This window comes from Vibrio stylophorae (assembly GCF_921293875.1).
Lineage (GTDB): Bacteria > Pseudomonadota > Gammaproteobacteria > Enterobacterales > Vibrionaceae > Vibrio_A > Vibrio_A stylophorae.
In genome coordinates this window covers 2,657,307-2,674,753 of record NZ_CAKLDI010000001.1, presented here as the reverse complement: position 1 = coordinate 2,674,753, position 17,447 = coordinate 2,657,307, and the positions used below count along the sequence as shown (strand labels likewise).

Below are 17,447 nucleotides of genomic sequence, written 5' to 3'. Positions count from 1 at the left end.
GATGGGACGTATTGTGTTTAAAAATATTCAGAAACTTTCACTATCCTTCAGCTTGATGCTGATGGTGGTGTCTGCACCGATTTATGCAGGGCAAGGTGATGCGGAAGCGCAAGCAGCAGCGCTTGCAGCAGCATTGAATGCGGAAGCGCCTGTGGCAACACCAGCCGAAAATGAAGAATTAAGTGGCTCTGAACATGAAATCAATGGAAAGCCTACTGTTCTGGGTTTAAATTTTGAACAGATAAAGCCCGATGTTGGTGTGTTGCATATTGATATGAGTACAAATAAGGCGGTTGCAAAGTTCACGCGTAAACAAGGTACAATTATTGTTAACATTCCAGGAGGTAAAATCAGTGAAAAATTGATTTACGTGATGGATGTGAGTGAGCATCAAACGCCAGTTACTGCTATTGAGACCTTTCGTTCAAGTGAAGGCGTTCGTATTGAGTTAATTAATAAAGGTGAATTTAGTTACTCATATAAGCAAGAGGGCGAACGTTTGTCAGTAACGGTCGAACGCAAAGCGATGCAGGTTCGGCAGTTAGCTAAAAATAATCGTGCAGGTATTAAAAACAATAAGCCGATCACTTTAAATTTTCAAAATATTCCAGTGCGTAGTGTGCTTCAGTTGATTGCCGATTATAACAATTTTAATTTGGTTGTTGCTGATTCTGTTCAGGGTAGTGTCACTCTTCAGTTAAATTCAGTGCCTTGGCAAGAGGCGTTGGATGTTATTTTGCAGTTACGAGGCCTAGAACGTCGCATTAAAGGCAATATTATGTTGATTGCACCTGAATCTGAATTTGATGCGCAAGATCAAGATGCTTTGGCTGCTGACCGTAAAAAAGAGGAACTGGCACCTTTAGATTCAGCAATTATTCGTCTTGATTTTGCCAAAGCAGAGGAGGTAGCCGGAATGCTAGCTCCCGAAGAGGAGGGGCAGGTGGCTTTTTTGACCGAACGAGGGAGTGTATCGGTTGATTTGCGAACAAATTCTCTGATTATCAAAGAAATTAAGTCGAATATGGCTTCGATCCGTCAAGTTGTAGAACTTTTGGATATTCCTGTAAAACAGGTTCTGATTGAGGCTCGTATCGTTACTATGAATGAAACCGATGCGATGGAAATTGGTGTTCGATGGGGATCTACAACAGTTGGTAGTGATATGCATACTGGGGGGTCAATCGAGCACCTAAGTGAGATGAATTATAGTAATCATCCACTAAATTTAGGGATGAAGAACGATATCGATATCAAAGATACCTTAAATGTGAATATGGGGGCTACAGCAGATCGTGCGGCGCAATTCGCCTTTCAATTTGCAGGTTTAGGCGATGATATTTTGCTCGATTTAGAGCTATCGGCGCTACAATCAGAAAACCGAGCAGAAATTATTGCAAGTCCTCGTTTGATGACCACAAACAAAAGCACGGCTTATATTGAGCAGGGTACTGAGGTGCCATATTTGGAAAGCTCATCCAGTGGTGCTGCAACGATTGCTTTCAAAAAGGCTGTGTTAAGTCTCGGTGTTACACCTCAGATCACTGAAGATGATCGTTTAGTACTTGATCTTGAAATCACCCAAGATGAAGTGGGTGAAGTGGTGACTAAAGAGGTTTCAGCGCCATCAATTCGCACTCAGCGCTTGAAAACGCAGGTGCTAGTGAATAATGGCGAAACCATTGTTCTAGGTGGGATTTATAAGATGACCACTGAGAATACAGCAGAGAAAGTACCATTCTTTGGCGACATTCCAATCATTGGTGCGGCATTCCGTTACACCTCTGAGATGGTAACTAAGAGTGAGTTGTTGATCTTCATTACACCGAAGATTGTGACGCAATAAGTGTTTGAAAAAAGCGCTCGAAAGAGCGCTTTTTTTTTGGCTATTGAATGTCATGGCAACAGCTGAGATAATTTCGCGTCTTATCACGACAGTGTGAGGAAAAAGGCGCCAGGGCAAAGTGACATTTTTGCAGCCCATGGCAAGGTTTATCGTTATTGCGTAAATATGGCTGAAGATGGCTGAGAAACGAAATATCTTTCTAGTTGGTCCAATGGGTGCTGGTAAAAGCACAATTGGTCGTCAGCTAGCACAACAACTTCACATGGAGTTTTTCGACTCCGATACCGTTATTGAAGAGCGTACTGGTGCTGATATTAGCTGGGTCTTTGATGTAGAAGGCGAGGCTGGTTTTCGTGTCCGTGAAGAAAAAGTGATCAATGATCTAACTTTGGAACAAGGCATCGTACTGGCCACTGGCGGTGGCTCAGTGAAGAGTAAAGAAAACCGTAACCGTCTATCGGCACGTGGCATTGTGATCTACCTAGAAACCACAATCGAAAAGCAGTTGGCTCGCACTCAGCGAGATAAAAAACGCCCATTGCTTCAGACGGATACCCCACGTGAAGTGCTCGAAGAGCTCGCAGAAGAGCGTAACCCACTTTATGAAGAGATTGCAGACTACGTTGTACGTACTGATGATCAAAGCGCTAAAGTAGTCGCGAATCAAATCATTAGTCTATTGGAAGAGCGTTAATCTTCAGCTTATTTTACAAGGAGTTCAATCGTGGAAAGGATTCAGGTTGAGTTAGCAGAACGCAGTTACTCCATATGCATTGGCGCCGAGTTGTTGAGCAACTCGGCGCTCTTTTCTGAACAAATTAAACCCCATCAAAAAGTGGTGATCATTAGTAATGATGTGGTCGCACCGCTTTATCAACAAGCCCTTACTCATACCCTCAAAGAGATCACGCCGCATGTCGAGTTATTGGTGCTCCCTGATGGTGAGCAGAATAAATCGCTGGCGCAGTTTGAGCGAATCATGACTTTTTTGCTTGAGCGCAGTTATAGCCGTGATGTGAAAATTGTTGCCTTAGGTGGCGGGGTGATTGGTGATTTAGTGGGCTTTGCTGCTGCTAGCTATCACCGCGGTGTTGATTTTATTCAGGTGCCCACCACGCTTTTATCACAGGTCGACTCCTCAGTTGGCGGTAAGACTGCGGTGAATCATCCGCTTGGCAAAAATATGATCGGTGCCTTTTACCAGCCTAAATTGGTGGTGATTGATACCCAAACCTTGCATACCTTACCTGCGCGCGAGTTATCAGCGGGTATTGCGGAGGTCATTAAGTACGGCATTATTGATGATGCTGAATTTTTTGCTTGGCTTGAGGTCAATATGCCCGCGCTATGTGCATTGGATGAATCTGTGGTTCGTCAGGTGATTCAACGTTGCTGTCAAATTAAAGCGAATGTTGTCGCCAAAGATGAACGTGAATCTGGCTGCCGCGCTTTGCTGAATTTAGGTCATACCTTTGGTCATGCCATTGAGGCACAAATGGGCTATGGCGTATGGCTACATGGCGAAGCGGTGGCTGCTGGTATGGTGCTAGCCGCACGCACGGCTAAATTGCTGAATATGGTTGATGAGCAGGACGTGGCACGCACGATTGCACTGGTGCGTTTAGCGAAACTACCCATAACAATTCCAGCAGAGATGACTTTTGAGCACTTTATTACCCATATGATGCGTGATAAAAAAGTGCTCTCAGGTAAGCTTCGCTTCGTGTTACCGCGAGGTACAGGCGCGGCCGAGGTTATCTCAGATGTTGATCAAACGATTTTGGCGCAGGTGATTGAGCGCTGCCGAACAGAGTAGAACACTATGTCACACCCATTGGCTTTAGAGTTAGATAGTCAAACACAACTGCTTTCAAGATTGCAGTTTTTGACTCGTTTTGGCTCGAACTTTATTCATGTGACTGGGCCTCAAGGCGCAGGGAAAACATGGCTGGCCGAACAGTTTTTAGCACAGTGGTGTGATGATGCCAATCAAGCCTTGTTGGCTTGTTATGCCAATCAATCAGCGGCGCAGCAACGGGTGATGCTCCTCAAACAACTCTTTTCTGAGCCGCTCTTTAATGAAGATGATCCACTTATCGACAGCTTTGAGCGTATGCAAGGCGAGCGTCCCTGTCGATTGGTGCTGCTAGTCGATGATGCGGATCTTCTTTCAGCTGAAATTCTCGCTGAGCTTTGGGCTGTGGTGATGCGCGCGCAGCAGCAAGAAGCTTGGCAAATTAATGTGTTGCTCTTTAGCCAACCTAAATCTTTGAATAATGCATTGCGCCAGCTCAGTCATGGTCAAGGTGTCTCACCGGTGGATATTGATATTTCCCCCTTAAATGACACTGAAGTAGAGCTCTTTAGCGACATGCTGAAAGCGCGCTATGCGATGAATGCCAATGCTCGTCGACAGATGCAGCAAAGTATCAAACAAATTGCACCTTGGCCGGGCGCGTTATTGGCTTTAATGGCGCAAAAAACGCCAGCTGAAGTGGAAGAGAAAAAAAGAGCGTTTTCACCGCTGAGTTTACTTATTTTGCTGCTGACCCTAGTGAGCGCAGGCGCTGTTTGGTGGTTTATTCCTAGTAGCGATGATGCAAAACCAGCTCCGGTTGATGTTAAGACTGTGGTTGAAAGCGCCGCTGAAATCCCGGCGCGGCCAGAAAAAGCGCAAGAAAAACAACCGAACAGCCCGCCAGCAGAAGATAATTTTAAAGCGGATGAGATTCGTCAAGATGGCCTGACTGTTGGGCGTAAAGATGAACCCTCTCAACGCGTCGTGGTGCCATCTGAAGTGGTTGATAATCTTGTGGCAGGCCAAGTCATTGGCGCTCAAAACGCAGATGAAATCAAAGAGGTTGCGACACAAATTAACAACGTTGCAGCCAAGGTTAATTCTGATTTAAAAAGTGATGATGTTGCATTAAAAACACAGGATAAAGCCGCTGTGTCTGACGTTGCACAAACGCAGCCTCAGCAGACAGAGAAACATGAGGCCAAGGAGAAACCTGCTGTTGATACGGCAGCGAAAGCCGTATCTGAAGAGGTTACAGAGGTTGCCAAAGTTATCGCACAAGCAACCGACGCAACACCTGAGCAGATGCCACAAGCGGCGGTTGAAGGTGCCTCAGCTAAGCCAGTTGTGAAGTCAGCAGTGCAGGCTGAAGTGAAACCGCAAACTGAAGCTAAAGTAGAAACAGAAACACAAGCGCAGCCTAAAGCAAATGCCCAAACTGAAACTGTCGTAGCAGCAACTGAGTCGGCGAAGCCCCATCCATTACTGAATGCATCCAAGTTACTTGCGCGTCCAGCGCAACACTATGCATTGCAATTTGCCGCGATTAAAACAGAAGCGGAAATGAATGCATTTCTTGCCAAACATCCGCAACTGACAGATTTGGATTTAATTGGCTATCGCTCGATGCGTGGTGACCAACCTTGGTACTTATTGGTTTATGGTGATTTTGCATCGGTCAGCGCGGCGAGACGTGCGGAGATGGCTTTACCTGATGATCTTAAATCATTGGAACCATGGGTAAAATCCTATCGTCAGATTCATGCGGAAATTAATTCTGGCAATTAACCCTGAGATAGCGAAAAAAATGCGGTACAATCCCCGCCCTTTTAAACAGCCAGCGGTAAAAACAAGATGACGAAGAAACATCGTGCCTTTCTGAAGTGGGCCGGCGGTAAATATGGTCTTGTGGAGGATATCCACCGCCATTTGCCGCAAGCAAGCACGCTGGTTGAGCCTTTTGTCGGTGCTGGCTCGGTTTTTCTCAATAGCGATTTTGACCGCTATTTGCTATCGGATATCAATCCAGATCTGATTCATTTGTATCAGCTGCTAAAAGCCAATCCTGAGCGCTATATCGCTGAGGTACGTAAGCTATTTACCGCAAAATACAATGATAAAGAAACCTATCTAGGGATTCGCAAAGAGTTTAATGCGACCAGCAATAAATTCGATCGCGCTGTGATGTTTCTTTATATGAACCGCCATGGTTTTAACGGTTTGTGCCGTTACAACAAAAAGGGCGGATTTAACGTGCCCTTTGGTTCCTATAAGAAGCCTTATTTTCCGGAAAAAGAGCTCTATCTATTTGCTGAAAAGGCACAAAAAGCGGAATTTTTCTGCCAAGGTTATGTCGAGAGCTTTGCTAAAGCACCCGATGATTCAGTGATCTACTGCGATCCACCTTATGCGCCGTTATCGACAACAGCGAATTTTACCAGCTATAGCGGTGGTGGTTTTACCCTCGACGATCAAGCTGCGCTAGCCAATGAAGCGGAGGCGATTGCTCGCGAGCGGGCGATTCCGGTGCTCATTTCAAACCACGATACCACGCATACACGTCGCTTATATCATGGCGCGACATGGTCTGTGGTGCAGGTTAAACGAACCATCAGTCGTAATGGTGCTGGTCGTAATAAGGTCGATGAGTTGTTGGCACTATTTACGCAAGAATCTGTTGCGAAATCACAACCATAAATGAGCTCGTTAGCCTTTTAGTGATAAATTCGGGTACAATTGCGCCAATTTTGTGAGCTGAGACTGCCCGATGAAACCTTTTCTAATTGCCCCTTCAATTCTTTCTGCAGACTTCGCCCGTCTGGGCGAAGATGTTCAAGCTGTGCTCGACGCTGGTGCCGATGTGGTTCACTTCGATGTCATGGATAATCACTATGTGCCAAACCTCACCTTTGGTGCGCCTGTGTGTAAAGCGCTGCGTGACTACGGCATTACCGCGCCGATTGATGTGCATCTCATGGTGAAACCTGTCGATCGCATCATTCCCGATTTTGCCAAAGCGGGCGCCAGCATGATTACCTTCCATATCGAAGCCTCTGAGCATGTGGATCGCACGCTGCAATTAATTAAAGAGCATGGCTGCCAAGCTGGTGTGGTGCTTAACCCAGCAACGCCGCTGAGTCACTTGGAATACATCATGGACAAAGTCGATATGATTTTACTGATGTCGGTGAACCCAGGTTTTGGTGGTCAGTCATTTATTGCCAACACGCTGGATAAACTGCGTGCGGTGCGCAAAATGATCGATGCCTCTGGCCGTGATATTCGTCTTGAAATTGATGGTGGTGTGAAGGTGGATAATATCGCCGAAATCGCCGCAGCCGGCGCGGATATGTTTGTGGCGGGCTCTGCTATTTTCAGCCAACCAAACTATAAAGATGTGATTGATGAGATGCGCGCTGAGCTTGCCAAGGTGGCGAACTAATGTTGCAAGATATTCGTCTGATTGCCTTTGATTTAGATGGCACCCTGGTTGATAGTTTGCCTGATCTTGCTGCTGCGCTGAATCAAGCACTGTTGGATAACCAACTTCCTGGGGCGAGTTATGAGCAAGCCAGTCACTGGGTGGGAAATGGTGCCGATGTTTTGGTTGCGCGTGGATTGAGTCAATCGATGACGGTTGATCCGAATATTGATCCTGCGCTGCAAGCTAAAGTACGTGCTGATTTTGATGCTGCCTATGGCAAAAGCAATCACAGCCTGACCGCTTGTTTTGCCGGCGTGGTAGAAACCCTGACTTTGCTGAAAACTCTTGGCTTTAAATTGGCAGTGGTGACCAATAAACCGTCACACTTTGTGCCTGAAGTGCTTGCCAAGGCAAAAATTTCACATCTATTTGAGCAAGTGCTGGGGGGCGATTTTCTGCCTCAGCGCAAACCCGATCCTGCACCGCTAAATTGGCTGTTAAATCATTACCAATTAAAGCCAGAGCAAATGCTGATGGTGGGCGACTCAAAAAATGATATTTTGGCCGCGCAAGCTGCAGGCTGCGCCAGTGTTGGTTTAACCTATGGTTACAATCATGGGGTAAATATCGCAGATAGCCAGCCAAATTGGGTTTTTGACGATTTTTCCGCACTGTTGGATATTTTCAAGGTTACCGAATCAGAGTAGAGTATCGGCATACTTGTTAAGTAGTACGTATTCTAGAAAAAAGGATAGAGAGAGCATGAGCAAACCCATTGTATTGAGTGGTGTTCAACCTTCGGGTGAATTGAGTATCGGGAACTACCTGGGTGCTCTTCGTCAGTGGGAACAGATGCAGAATGATTATGACTGCCAATATTGCGTCGTTGATCTGCATGCCATTACGGTTCGTCAAGATCCGAAAGCATTGTATGAAGCCACACTGGATGCATTGTCTATCTGTCTTGCAGTGGGTGTCGATCCGCAAAAAAGCACGCTATTTGTTCAGTCTCATGTGCCTGAGCATGCGCAATTGGGTTGGGTGCTCAACTGCTATACCCAAATGGGTGAGCTCAGTCGTATGACTCAGTTTAAAGACAAATCTGCTCGTTACGCCAATGACGTCAATGCAGGCCTGTTCGGCTATCCTGTGCTGATGGCGGCAGATATTTTGATTTATGGTGCGCACCAAGTGCCTGTAGGTAATGACCAGAAACAGCACCTAGAGTTGGCGCGCGATATCGCGACCCGCTTTAACAATATCTATTCGCCTGAAAATCCAATTTTCACGATTCCTGAGCCTTATATTCCAACCGTCAATGCACGTGTGATGAGTCTTCAGGATGCGACCAAGAAGATGTCTAAGTCTGACGATAACCGTAAGAACGTGATCACCTTGTTGGAAGAGCCAAAATCGATCCTTAAAAAGATCAATAAAGCGCAAACTGACACTGAGACGCCGCCACGTATTGCCCACGATGTGGAAAATAAAGCCGGTATTTCTAACTTGATGGGACTCTATTCTGCCGCAACTGGTATGAGCTTTGCTGAAATTGAAGCCAAATACCAAAGCGTTGAGATGTACGGTCCATTTAAGAAAGATGTCGGTGAAGCTTTGGTGTCGATGCTTGAACCAATTCAAGCAGAATACCAACGTATTCGCGCAGATCGTGCTTACCTTGATCAAGTGATGAAGCAGGGCGCAGAAAAAGCCTCAGTACGAGCGCAGCTGACACTTGAAAAAGTGTATCAAGCGGTTGGTTTTGTGGCTCGCCCTCGCTAAGTCGGATTCAATATTAGCGAATAAAACGGCCTGACTTGGGCCGTTTTTTTATGGGTGATTGTGATATTCTGCTGCGGTTTTGAGCGATAGGCACTGGCTATGATTTTGCTGATTGATAACTACGATTCTTTCACCTACAACCTTTATCAGTACTTTTGCGAACTGGACTGCCAAGTGGAAGTGGTGCGTAACGACGCCATTGATATTGCCGGCATTGCTGCGAAAAAGCCCAGTCATTTAGTGATCTCCCCTGGCCCTTGTACCCCGAATGAAGCTGGGATATCACTGGCAGCCATTCATCACTTTGCCAATCAATTGCCCATTTTGGGTGTTTGTTTAGGTCATCAAGCCATGGCGCAAAGTTTTGGCGCGCAAGTGGTGCGAGCACCACAGGTGATGCATGGTAAAACTTCGGCGATTCGTCATCTAGGCTGTGGCGGCTTTGAAAATTTACCGAATCCACTGACCGTCACCCGCTATCACTCACTGGTGGTCGCGCCTGAAAGTTTGCCAGATTGTTTTGAAATGACCGCATGGAGTGAAACGCCTGAGGGGGAATTTGAGGCAATCATGGGTATTGCACATCGACAATTGCCATTAATTGGCGTGCAGTTTCATCCAGAAAGTATTTTGTCCCAAGGCGGACACCAATTGCTGCAGAACTTTTTAGCGCGATAACTAATGCTGGAAAAATAATCGGCGAATTATTTAAGCAGCGCTTGACGGGTGAAGGATTGCCTCGTCATAATAAATTTAATTTCATTATTTAAGAATAAATATTCACTAAGGATGGTGTGGTATGAGCCAAGTGACACGTGAGCACTTTGATCAGGATATGGTTCCTTGTTATGCGCCAATGGCCATGGTGCCTGTGCGCGGCGAAGGGTGTACCTTATGGGATCAGGCGGGTCACGCATATCTGGATTTGGCCGGTGGCATTGCGGTGAACTGTTTGGGTCACTGTCATCCAGTGCTGGTGGATGCTATTGCTCAGCAGAGTCAACGTTTGTGGCATGTCAGCAATATTATGACCAATGAGCCAGCGTTGGCACTGGCTGGCAAACTCAAAGCCCATAGTTTTGCTGATCGCGTATTTTTTTGTAACTCAGGCGCTGAGGCCAATGAGGCCGCATTTAAGCTCGCACGTCGCGCTGCGGTTAATCTTTATGGTCCTGAGAAAAGCGAGATTATCGCGTTTAAACAAGGCTTTCATGGCCGTACCTTTTTTACTGTGTCGGTAGGCGGTCAAGCCTGTTACTCCGATGGTTTTGGACCAAAACCGCAAGAGATCCGTCATCTTCCCTATAACGATTTAGCGGCAGTCAGTGCGGCGATGTCATCACGCACCTGCGCCGTGGTGGTTGAGCTGATTCAAGGGGAAGGCGGTGTGATCCCTGTGGATCTGAACTTCCTGAAAGGATTACGTGAGCTATGCGATCGCCACAACGCACTGCTAATTGTTGATGAAGTGCAAACGGGTGTTGGGCGTACGGGGCATTTTTATGCCTATCAAGCCACTGGCGTGATCCCTGATATTTTGACCAGCGCGAAATCCTTGGGCGGCGGTTTTCCTATTGCCGCGATGCTCACCACAGAAAGCTGTGCGAAGCACTTTACGCCAGGTACTCATGGTTCGACCTATGGCGGGAATCCATTGGCCTGTGCGGTGGCAAATGCGGTGGTCGATGTGGTCAGTGAGCCAAGTTTTCTTGCTAAGGTGCAGCTATCGGGCGCCGCATTGGTACAAGCGCTCAATCAGCTCAATGAGCAATACCATCTATTTCAAACGGTGCGTGGGCAAGGTTTGTTAGTGGGTGCTGAGCTCAACCAACAGTGGCAAGGGCGCGCCGGTGAAATTATGGCCGCCGCTGCGCAGCAAGGGTTGCTGATGCTGGTTGCGGGCAAAAATGTACTGCGTTTTACGCCGCCACTGATTATTACCCCTGCTGAAATTGAGCAAGCCATTGGCAAGCTAGCGCGAGCCATTACGGAGCTGCAAGAAAAAGCGATCGCTTAGTCATTAGTTTGAGACAAGCAAAACAATCAAAAAGGCGCTTCGAGCGCCTTTTTTGTTCTTGATGAGTTGCGATGCGATAGCGTGGCTAGCGAATGCTGCCGCCAAAGCCCAGTTGACGCCAAGCTTCATAGGCGATGATGGCCACCGCATTGGAGAGGTTGAGACTGCGGCTATTGGGCACCATAGGAATTTTAACGCGCTGCTCCATCGGCAGGCTGGCAATTAAATCGGCAGGTAGGCCGCGTGTTTCAGGGCCGAACAATAAAATGTCACCAGCTTGAAATTGCGCTTCTACATGATAACCCGTGGTCTTGGTGGTGCAGGCAAAGAGACGTTGACCTTGGGTGGCTTGTAAAAATGCCTCAAAGTTGGCATGACGCGTGACCAAGGCGAGATCATGATAATCCAAGCCGGCGCGGCGTACTTTTTTCTCTTCTAGATCAAAACCAAGCGGTTCAATCAAATGCAGCTTTGCGCCGCAGTTAGCACATAGACGAATGATATTCCCGGTATTGGGCGCAATTTCGGGTTCATAAAGGGCAATTTCAAACACAGCATTCTCCTTTCAAAGCTGCGTTATTGTCACTGCTTGATGTCAGGAGAGCAAGCTGCAAATGGCAGGGTGATACGTACGCTGAGTCCACCTTGCGCATTTTCCATCGCCTCAATTTGACCATTGTGCTGATGCACCGCTTGCGCGCTAATCGCTAGACCTAAACCAGTGCCACCTGAATCACGGTCACGCGCATCGGAAACGCGATAAAAAGGGCGGAAAATATCTTGAAGCTGCTCGTTGGGAACGCCAGGACCATCGTCACTGACGGTGATGGTCAGCTGTTTTTCATCGCAGGCCATGGTGATATCAATGGATGTCTCGGCGTACTTAATGGCATTGCGAATCACGTTTTCAAGTGCGCTCATCAGTTGATTCGCATGGCCCAGCAAGTATTGCTGCGGTAATTCAGCATAGCGCAGGGTTTTACCGCGCTGCTCAGCCTCAAATTGCGCATCTTGCAAAATGGGCAGCCAAAGCTGGTCAATGACGAGGGATTGTCGATTGTGCAGATCATCGAGCTGCTCGCGAGAAAGGGTCAGCAATGCAGCAATCATCGCCTCAAGGCGATCTGCCTCAAGGGCTATTCGGGTGGATTCCTTACTTTCACCCTGCTTGCGCTCGGCAATGGCATTGGCCATTCGTAGGCGTGTTAGGGGGGAGCGCAATTCATGAGAAATGTTGGACAATAAGCGCTGCTGGTTTTGCTGCATTTGCGCCAGTGATTGCACCATTTGGTTAAAGCTGTGTCCGGTTTGCGCGAATTCACGACTGCCGCGCTCTAAAGACGGGTCAGGCGTAAATTGTCCGTGCGCGACCCGAGTTGCGGCTTGCTGTAAACGGCGTGCAGGTTGGCTGAGCGCCCAAGAGAGCCACAACAAAAATGGTGTACTAATGGCTAATGTCAGCAATAAAAATTGCAGCGGTCGGTCGAGAATCTGTAAGAAAAATGGCGGCGGTTTGCGGCTCGGTTGACCAATATATAGATGATAATTCTGGTTTTTATCCTGAACTAGAAAGGGGCCAGATAGCTGCCAATCACCATAGAGTTTACGCTTAGGCGCTTGCAGGTCATCTGAGATACTGACGAAGTTTCGCAGTGGCCTTGGCTGGCGATGATGACGATTAAACTTTAAATTACCTTGAGCATCGAGCAGGTAAAAGCGGGCATGGCGCTGGTCTTCGAGGTTGCGGAATTTTCGACGCAGATTGCGTTGGCTCAGGCTGTTATCTTGAATCAGCGTCGAGAGCTCTTGGCTTAGATTCGCCACACGTTGGAGATATTTTTCAGGAATGTCGTGCTGTTGGCGCGGGTCTAATTTGGGCAGCCAAAGCACTGCCGCCACCACCAAAGCCAAGGTCAGCCAAAACAGGGCAAAGATACGGCCGTAGAGACTATTTAAAAGCCAGCGCATTTTAGTCGACCCACAAATAGCCGCGGCCACGTAGGGTTTTCACTCGTGGTTTGCTATCGAACCTTGGTGGCAATTTTTTCCGTAGATTGGAAAGGTGCATATCCACTGCGCGATCAAAGGGGGCCAGTCGCTTACCCAGTACATCCAAACTTAAAGCCTCTTTGCTGACCACTTGCCCGGCGTGGGCAATCAAATAGCCGAGTAGTGCAAACTCCGTACTGGTGAGATCTAAGGTTTGCTGTTGGCACTGTGCCTCTTGTTGGCGTGGAAAGAGTTGTAAATCAGCATGACAAATCATGTCACCTGGATTTGCCGATTGCTGCGCGCCAGCGTTTTGAGATTGACTGCGGCGTAAAATCGCACGCATGCGAGCGAGCAATTCGCGATCACTAAAGGGTTTGGGAAGGTAATCATCGGCACCCAGCTCTAGGCCTAGCACGCGGTCAATCTCTTCGCCTTTAGCGGTGAGCATGATCACTGGCGTGTCACTTTGTTCGCGCAGGCGTCGCAGCATTTCGATGCCATTGAGCTTGGGCATCATCACATCAAGTAAAATAAGGTCTGGCGGCGTGCTTATCGCGTGCGCTAAACCCGCTTCTCCATCGTTACATATGGTGACGCTAAAATTTTCTAAGGCTAATAAATCGGCCAAGAGCGAAGTGAGCTCTTGATCGTCGTCGACCAATAAGATGTGATGCATGGAACAATCCCCCTGAGTGCGCTTTATATTGTCGCTACTTCTGCGCTTAAGCATGACAAACTTTACGTTGTTTTACATCTCTTGGCGCTGTTTTACCTTGTGGCGCTTATGCTGAAAGGGTGTTCAACAATCCAAGAGTAAACTCAAATGAAAGCAAGTCACCTCGTTTTGGCCCTATGTGTGGGTGCTGCAAGTTTTACTGTGTTCGCTGAAGGTCATGGTCGCCATGGTAAAGGCGCTTGTGGTGAAGGTCATCGCGCAGTCTGGAAACAACTTGATCTGACTGCTGATCAGCAAGCGCAGCTGAAAACACTGCGTGAACAAAATAAAGCGGATATGCAAGCGCACCACCAAGCGCATCAAGCTGAACGTCAAGCGCATCATCAGCAAATGCAGCAACTTGTGCTCGCGGATAGTTTTGATGAGAACGCGGTACGTGAATTGGCAACCAGCCAAGTCAATGCGCAAGTTGAAAAGCGTGTGGCTCATGCCAAGCGTCAACATGAGATGCTAAGCATTCTTACCCCAGAGCAAAAAGCAAAGTGGCAAGAAGCACGTCAAGAACGCATGAATAACTGTCAGGGTAAGCGTCATCATCGTTAAGTCCTGATGGAACTTGGTCATAAACCGATGCATTTGCATCGGTTTTTTTTTGTCGCGAATCAAGATCCGTGCTTTGTTCACAATTTTGTTCAATCGAGGCTGTAAGGTGAAGCAATTTTTACCGATTTACTCAAATTTCGCAGGGAAAGCCGTTATACTGGCGCACTGAATAAAAGAGAGGAGATTGAGCAATGTCCTCACGCTATCAACAGTTAGTACAGTGGGCAGCTTTAGCGGCAACGATAGTCGCAAGCTTGTTGTTGACCAGTAAGCTGGTGGTTTGGTGGTATACCGAATCAGTCAGTATGTTGGCGTCACTCGTGGATTCCGCATTGGATTTGCTGGCATCGCTCACCAATATGCTGGTGGTGCGATATGCGCTACAACCAGCCGATGAAGAGCATCGGTTTGGTCATGGTAAAGCGGAATCTTTGGCCGCTTTGGCTCAGGCGGCGTTTATCAGCGGTTCTGCATGCTTTTTGGTGCTCAATGGGGTGGAGCGATTTTTCCGTCCGCAGGATATTCAATCGCCTGAGTTAGGGGTTGGAATCTCCTTTGTGGCCATCCTTGTCACCTTAGCCTTGCTCTCTTTTCAGCGTTATGTGGTTCGACAAACACAAAGCCAAGCCATTGCGGCTGACGCACTACACTATCAAAGCGATCTACTAATGAATGGCGCAATTTTAGTGGCTTTAGCGCTCAGTTGGTGGGGCTGGTGGTGGGCTGACCCTGTGTTTGCCGTGCTAATTGGCGTGTATATCTTAGTCAGTGCGGGTAAAATGGCGCAGCAGGCAGTTCAATCCCTGCTCGACCGTCAATTGCCTGAAGATGAATGTAAACTGATATACCAGCGAGCATTGGCGGTGCCTCAAGTTTGCGGCGCACATCAGCTAAGAACACGACAGGCGGGTGAGATTCGTTTTATTCAATTGCATATTGAATTGGACGATGAATTGTCACTGATTGATGCACATACAGTGGCGGATCAGGTAGAGGATGCGATCTTAGAGCAATTCCCTGCCGCTGATGTATTGATTCATCTTGACCCCTTGTCGGTACTGCATAACGAGCGAGAGCAAAAGTTTGATTTTTCAGCGGATGACAAGCTGACGTAGGTCAACAAAGCATTCACTGGTTGTTGTAAATAGACAACATAAGTAACAAAATTACGGCGTGCCGAGCCAGAGTGGAAGCCTCCTCGTGCGCCTTGAGTTGATGTTTAAAATTTCCCAAGCAGAGGGTGACCATGATTAAGAAGATTGGTGTTTTGACTAGTGGCGGCGACGCACCTGGTATGAACGCAGCCGTTCGTGGTGTTGTACGTACAGCACTATCTGAAGGTCTAGAAGTTTTTGGTATTTATGACGGCTATCTTGGCCTTTATGAAGACCGCATTGTGCAGCTTGATCGTTCAAGCGTGTCTGATGTGATCAACAAAGGCGGTACCTTCCTTGGTTCTGCGCGTTTCCCTGAATTCCGCGACGAAAAAGTTCGTGAAAAAGCGATCGAGAACCTGAAGAAGCACGGCATTGAAGCTTTGGTTGTGATTGGTGGCGACGGCTCTTACATGGGCGCCAAGAAACTGACTGAAATGGGTTACCCATGTATCGGTCTTCCAGGCACCATCGATAATGATATCGCAGGTACGGATTACACCATCGGTTACTTGACAGCAATGAACACCGTTATTGATGCGATTGACCGTCTACGTGACACTTCATCTTCACACCAACGTATCTCTATCGTTGAAGTGATGGGCCGTCACTGTGGTGACCTGACTCTGATGTCAGCAATTGCAGGTGGCTGTGAGTACATCATCACCCCTGAAACTGGTTTGGATAAAGATCAGTTGATCGCCAAACTACAAGACGGTATTGCCAAAGGTAAAAAGCACGCAATCATCGCGCTGACTGAGCTGATGATGGATGCCAACCAACTTGCGAAAGAGATCGAAGCGGCAACCGGGCGTGAAACTCGCGCCACTGTATTGGGCCACATTCAACGTGGTGGTCGTCCAACTGCGTTTGACCGTGTATTGGCTTCTCGCATGGGTAACTATGCGGTTCACCTACTTCTTGAGGGTGAAGGTGGTCGTTGTGTGGGTATCGTGAACGAGCAATTGGTTCACCACGATATCATCGAGTGTATCGAGAAAATGGAACGCCCATCTCGCGCAGACCTATTCAAGGTTGCTGACGAGTTGTTCTAATTTCACGATAGCTGAAATGACATTGAAAACCGCGCTTCAAAGCGCGGTTTTTTTATTGCCCTGATATTGGCTCGCGCATGAGGTTTGAATGAAATCGAGTAGGGAGCATGGCGCCGAACACATAGATGTTTTCGAAAAAAATAGGAACAGGTGAACATTGATATTTAGGCAAATAAAAAGGCCGACCTCGGTCGACCTTTTTCGATTCTTTGCTTAACGCTGAATCAATTACGCGTTTGCTTCTGCTGCTGCTTTCGCGATTGCTGCAAAGCTTACTGCGTCAAGAGATGCACCGCCAACTAGCGCGCCATCGATGTCTGGCTGTGCGAAGTAAGAAGCTGCGTTCTCAGGCTTCACGCTACCGCCGTACTGGATGATTACTTTCTCTGCAACGTCTGCGCTTTCTTTCGCGATGTGTGCGCGGATAGAAGCGTGGATGCGTTGTGCATCTTCTGCAGTTGCAGCTTTACCAGTACCGATCGCCCAAATTGGTTCGTAAGCGATGATCGCGCCGTCTAGCGCTTCAACGCCTTGAGTTTTGATAACCGCGTCGATTTGACGTGCACAAACTGCTTCAGTTTCGCCAGCTTCGTTTTGTGCTTCGGTTTCGCCGATGCAAAGAACAGGAACAAGGCCGTGTGCTTTTAGTACTGCGAATTTCTCAGCAACGTACTCGTCAGATTCGTTGTGGTATTCACGACGCTCTGAGTGACCGATGATGATGTGAGTTGCACCAAAATCTTTTAGCATTACTGGAGATACGTCACCAGTGAACGCGCCGCTGTCTTTAAGATCAACGTTTTGTGCGCCTAGCACGATTTTGTTTGCTGCTTTGTCTAGTACTTGCTCAGCAAGGTCTAGGTATAGGTGTGGAGGTGCAATCGCAACGGTTACACCGCTAACGCCATTTAGCTCTGCATCAAGACCTTTGATTAGGCTTGCTACCATTTCCTTGCTACCGTTTAGCTTCCAGTTACCCATCACAACAGGTTGGCGCATAGTATTATCTCCGCATTTGGTAAGTTAATTAATTAAACTGGTAAGAATATAACAGTTTTTGCGCGCCATTGAACTGTCTTAAATCATGAATGAATGGGTTG

Annotated in this window: 17 protein-coding genes; 13 read left to right on the top strand and 4 right to left on the bottom strand. The window is 47.5% G+C overall.

Features of this window, described 5'->3' with window-relative positions; genetic code table 11:
• Nucleotide 1 precedes the first annotated feature (1 nt).
• The 10 genes from L9P36_RS12490 (at nucleotide 2) to L9P36_RS12445 (ending at nucleotide 10,867) form a co-directional block, all read left to right on the top strand.
• The gene (locus L9P36_RS12490) at nucleotides 2-1,846 is read left to right on the top strand and encodes a type IV pilus secretin PilQ (protein ID WP_237467476.1); all 1,845 of its coding nucleotides are present in this window, start codon (nucleotides 2-4) and stop codon (nucleotides 1,844-1,846) included.
• 175 nt (nucleotides 1,847-2,021) lie between these two features.
• Nucleotides 2,022-2,540: a shikimate kinase AroK gene (gene aroK / locus L9P36_RS12485; RefSeq protein WP_237467468.1), complete on the top strand. Its 519-nt coding sequence runs from the start codon at nucleotides 2,022-2,024 to the stop codon at nucleotides 2,538-2,540.
• A 30-nt stretch (nucleotides 2,541-2,570) separates the two neighbouring features.
• Nucleotides 2,571-3,662: a 3-dehydroquinate synthase gene (gene aroB, locus L9P36_RS12480; protein WP_237467467.1), complete on the top strand. Its 1,092-nt coding sequence runs from the start codon at nucleotides 2,571-2,573 to the stop codon at nucleotides 3,660-3,662.
• 6 nt (nucleotides 3,663-3,668) lie between these two features.
• Nucleotides 3,669-5,432 carry an AAA family ATPase gene (locus tag L9P36_RS12475; protein ID WP_237467466.1) on the top strand — a complete coding sequence of 588 codons (1,764 nt, stop codon included), beginning with the start codon at nucleotides 3,669-3,671 and terminating at the stop codon, nucleotides 5,430-5,432.
• A gap of 66 nt (nucleotides 5,433-5,498) precedes the next feature.
• A complete protein-coding gene (locus tag L9P36_RS12470) occupies nucleotides 5,499-6,341 on the top strand; it encodes a Dam family site-specific DNA-(adenine-N6)-methyltransferase (protein ID WP_237467465.1) in 843 nt (280 codons plus the stop codon).
• 70 nt (nucleotides 6,342-6,411) lie between these two features.
• The gene (gene rpe, locus L9P36_RS12465) at nucleotides 6,412-7,086 is read left to right on the top strand and encodes a ribulose-phosphate 3-epimerase (RefSeq protein ID WP_237467457.1); all 675 of its coding nucleotides are present in this window, start codon (nucleotides 6,412-6,414) and stop codon (nucleotides 7,084-7,086) included.
• The gene (locus L9P36_RS12460) at nucleotides 7,086-7,775 is read left to right on the top strand and encodes a phosphoglycolate phosphatase (protein ID WP_237467455.1); all 690 of its coding nucleotides are present in this window, start codon (nucleotides 7,086-7,088) and stop codon (nucleotides 7,773-7,775) included. The genes rpe and L9P36_RS12460 overlap by 1 nt, the downstream gene beginning before the upstream one ends.
• Nucleotides 7,776-7,830: 55 nt before the next feature.
• Nucleotides 7,831-8,850 (top strand): tryptophan--tRNA ligase, encoded by a 1,020-nt coding sequence (gene trpS / locus L9P36_RS12455; RefSeq protein WP_237467453.1) that lies wholly within the window; start codon nucleotides 7,831-7,833, stop codon nucleotides 8,848-8,850.
• Nucleotides 8,851-8,949: 99 nt separating this feature from the next.
• Nucleotides 8,950-9,528 carry an anthranilate synthase component II gene (locus L9P36_RS12450; protein WP_237467451.1) on the top strand — a complete coding sequence of 193 codons (579 nt, stop codon included), beginning with the start codon at nucleotides 8,950-8,952 and terminating at the stop codon, nucleotides 9,526-9,528.
• Between the two features lie 121 nt (nucleotides 9,529-9,649).
• On the top strand, nucleotides 9,650-10,867 hold the full coding sequence (locus L9P36_RS12445; RefSeq protein ID WP_237467450.1) for an acetylornithine/succinyldiaminopimelate transaminase: 1,218 nt from the start codon (nucleotides 9,650-9,652) through the stop codon (nucleotides 10,865-10,867).
• Between the two features lie 85 nt (nucleotides 10,868-10,952).
• On the opposite strand, the gene trmL is transcribed toward L9P36_RS12445, so the two are convergent.
• Genes trmL through L9P36_RS12430 form a run of 3 tightly spaced genes read right to left on the bottom strand, consistent with a single transcriptional unit; the run spans nucleotide 10,953 to nucleotide 13,535 of the window.
• Nucleotides 10,953-11,420, bottom strand: a complete 468-nt coding sequence (gene trmL, locus L9P36_RS12440) for a tRNA (uridine(34)/cytosine(34)/5-carboxymethylaminomethyluridine(34)-2'-O)-methyltransferase TrmL (protein WP_237467447.1) — start codon at nucleotides 11,418-11,420, stop codon at nucleotides 10,953-10,955.
• A gap of 29 nt (nucleotides 11,421-11,449) precedes the next feature.
• Entirely contained in the window at nucleotides 11,450-12,835 is a 1,386-nt protein-coding gene (gene cpxA, locus L9P36_RS12435) for an envelope stress sensor histidine kinase CpxA (RefSeq protein WP_237467445.1), read from the bottom strand.
• A 1-nt stretch (nucleotide 12,836) separates the two neighbouring features.
• The gene (locus L9P36_RS12430; protein WP_237467443.1) at nucleotides 12,837-13,535 is read right to left on the bottom strand and encodes a response regulator; all 699 of its coding nucleotides are present in this window, start codon (nucleotides 13,533-13,535) and stop codon (nucleotides 12,837-12,839) included.
• Between the two features lie 147 nt (nucleotides 13,536-13,682).
• Here L9P36_RS12430 and L9P36_RS12425 point away from each other — a divergent pair, with 147 nt between their 5' ends.
• The 3 genes from L9P36_RS12425 (at nucleotide 13,683) to pfkA (ending at nucleotide 16,347) form a co-directional block, all read left to right on the top strand.
• On the top strand, nucleotides 13,683-14,138 hold the full coding sequence (locus L9P36_RS12425) for a CpxP family protein (RefSeq protein WP_237467441.1): 456 nt from the start codon (nucleotides 13,683-13,685) through the stop codon (nucleotides 14,136-14,138).
• A gap of 191 nt (nucleotides 14,139-14,329) precedes the next feature.
• Entirely contained in the window at nucleotides 14,330-15,253 is a 924-nt protein-coding gene (gene fieF / locus L9P36_RS12420; RefSeq protein ID WP_237467439.1) for a CDF family cation-efflux transporter FieF, read from the top strand.
• Between the two features lie 131 nt (nucleotides 15,254-15,384).
• Nucleotides 15,385-16,347, top strand: a complete 963-nt coding sequence (gene pfkA / locus L9P36_RS12415) for a 6-phosphofructokinase (RefSeq protein ID WP_237467437.1) — start codon at nucleotides 15,385-15,387, stop codon at nucleotides 16,345-16,347.
• Between the two features lie 228 nt (nucleotides 16,348-16,575).
• Here pfkA and tpiA read toward each other — a convergent pair whose 3' ends face one another.
• Complete coding sequence (gene tpiA / locus L9P36_RS12410) at nucleotides 16,576-17,346, bottom strand: triose-phosphate isomerase (protein ID WP_237467435.1); 771 nt, start codon at nucleotides 17,344-17,346, stop codon at nucleotides 16,576-16,578.
• Nucleotides 17,347-17,447 lie beyond the last annotated feature (101 nt).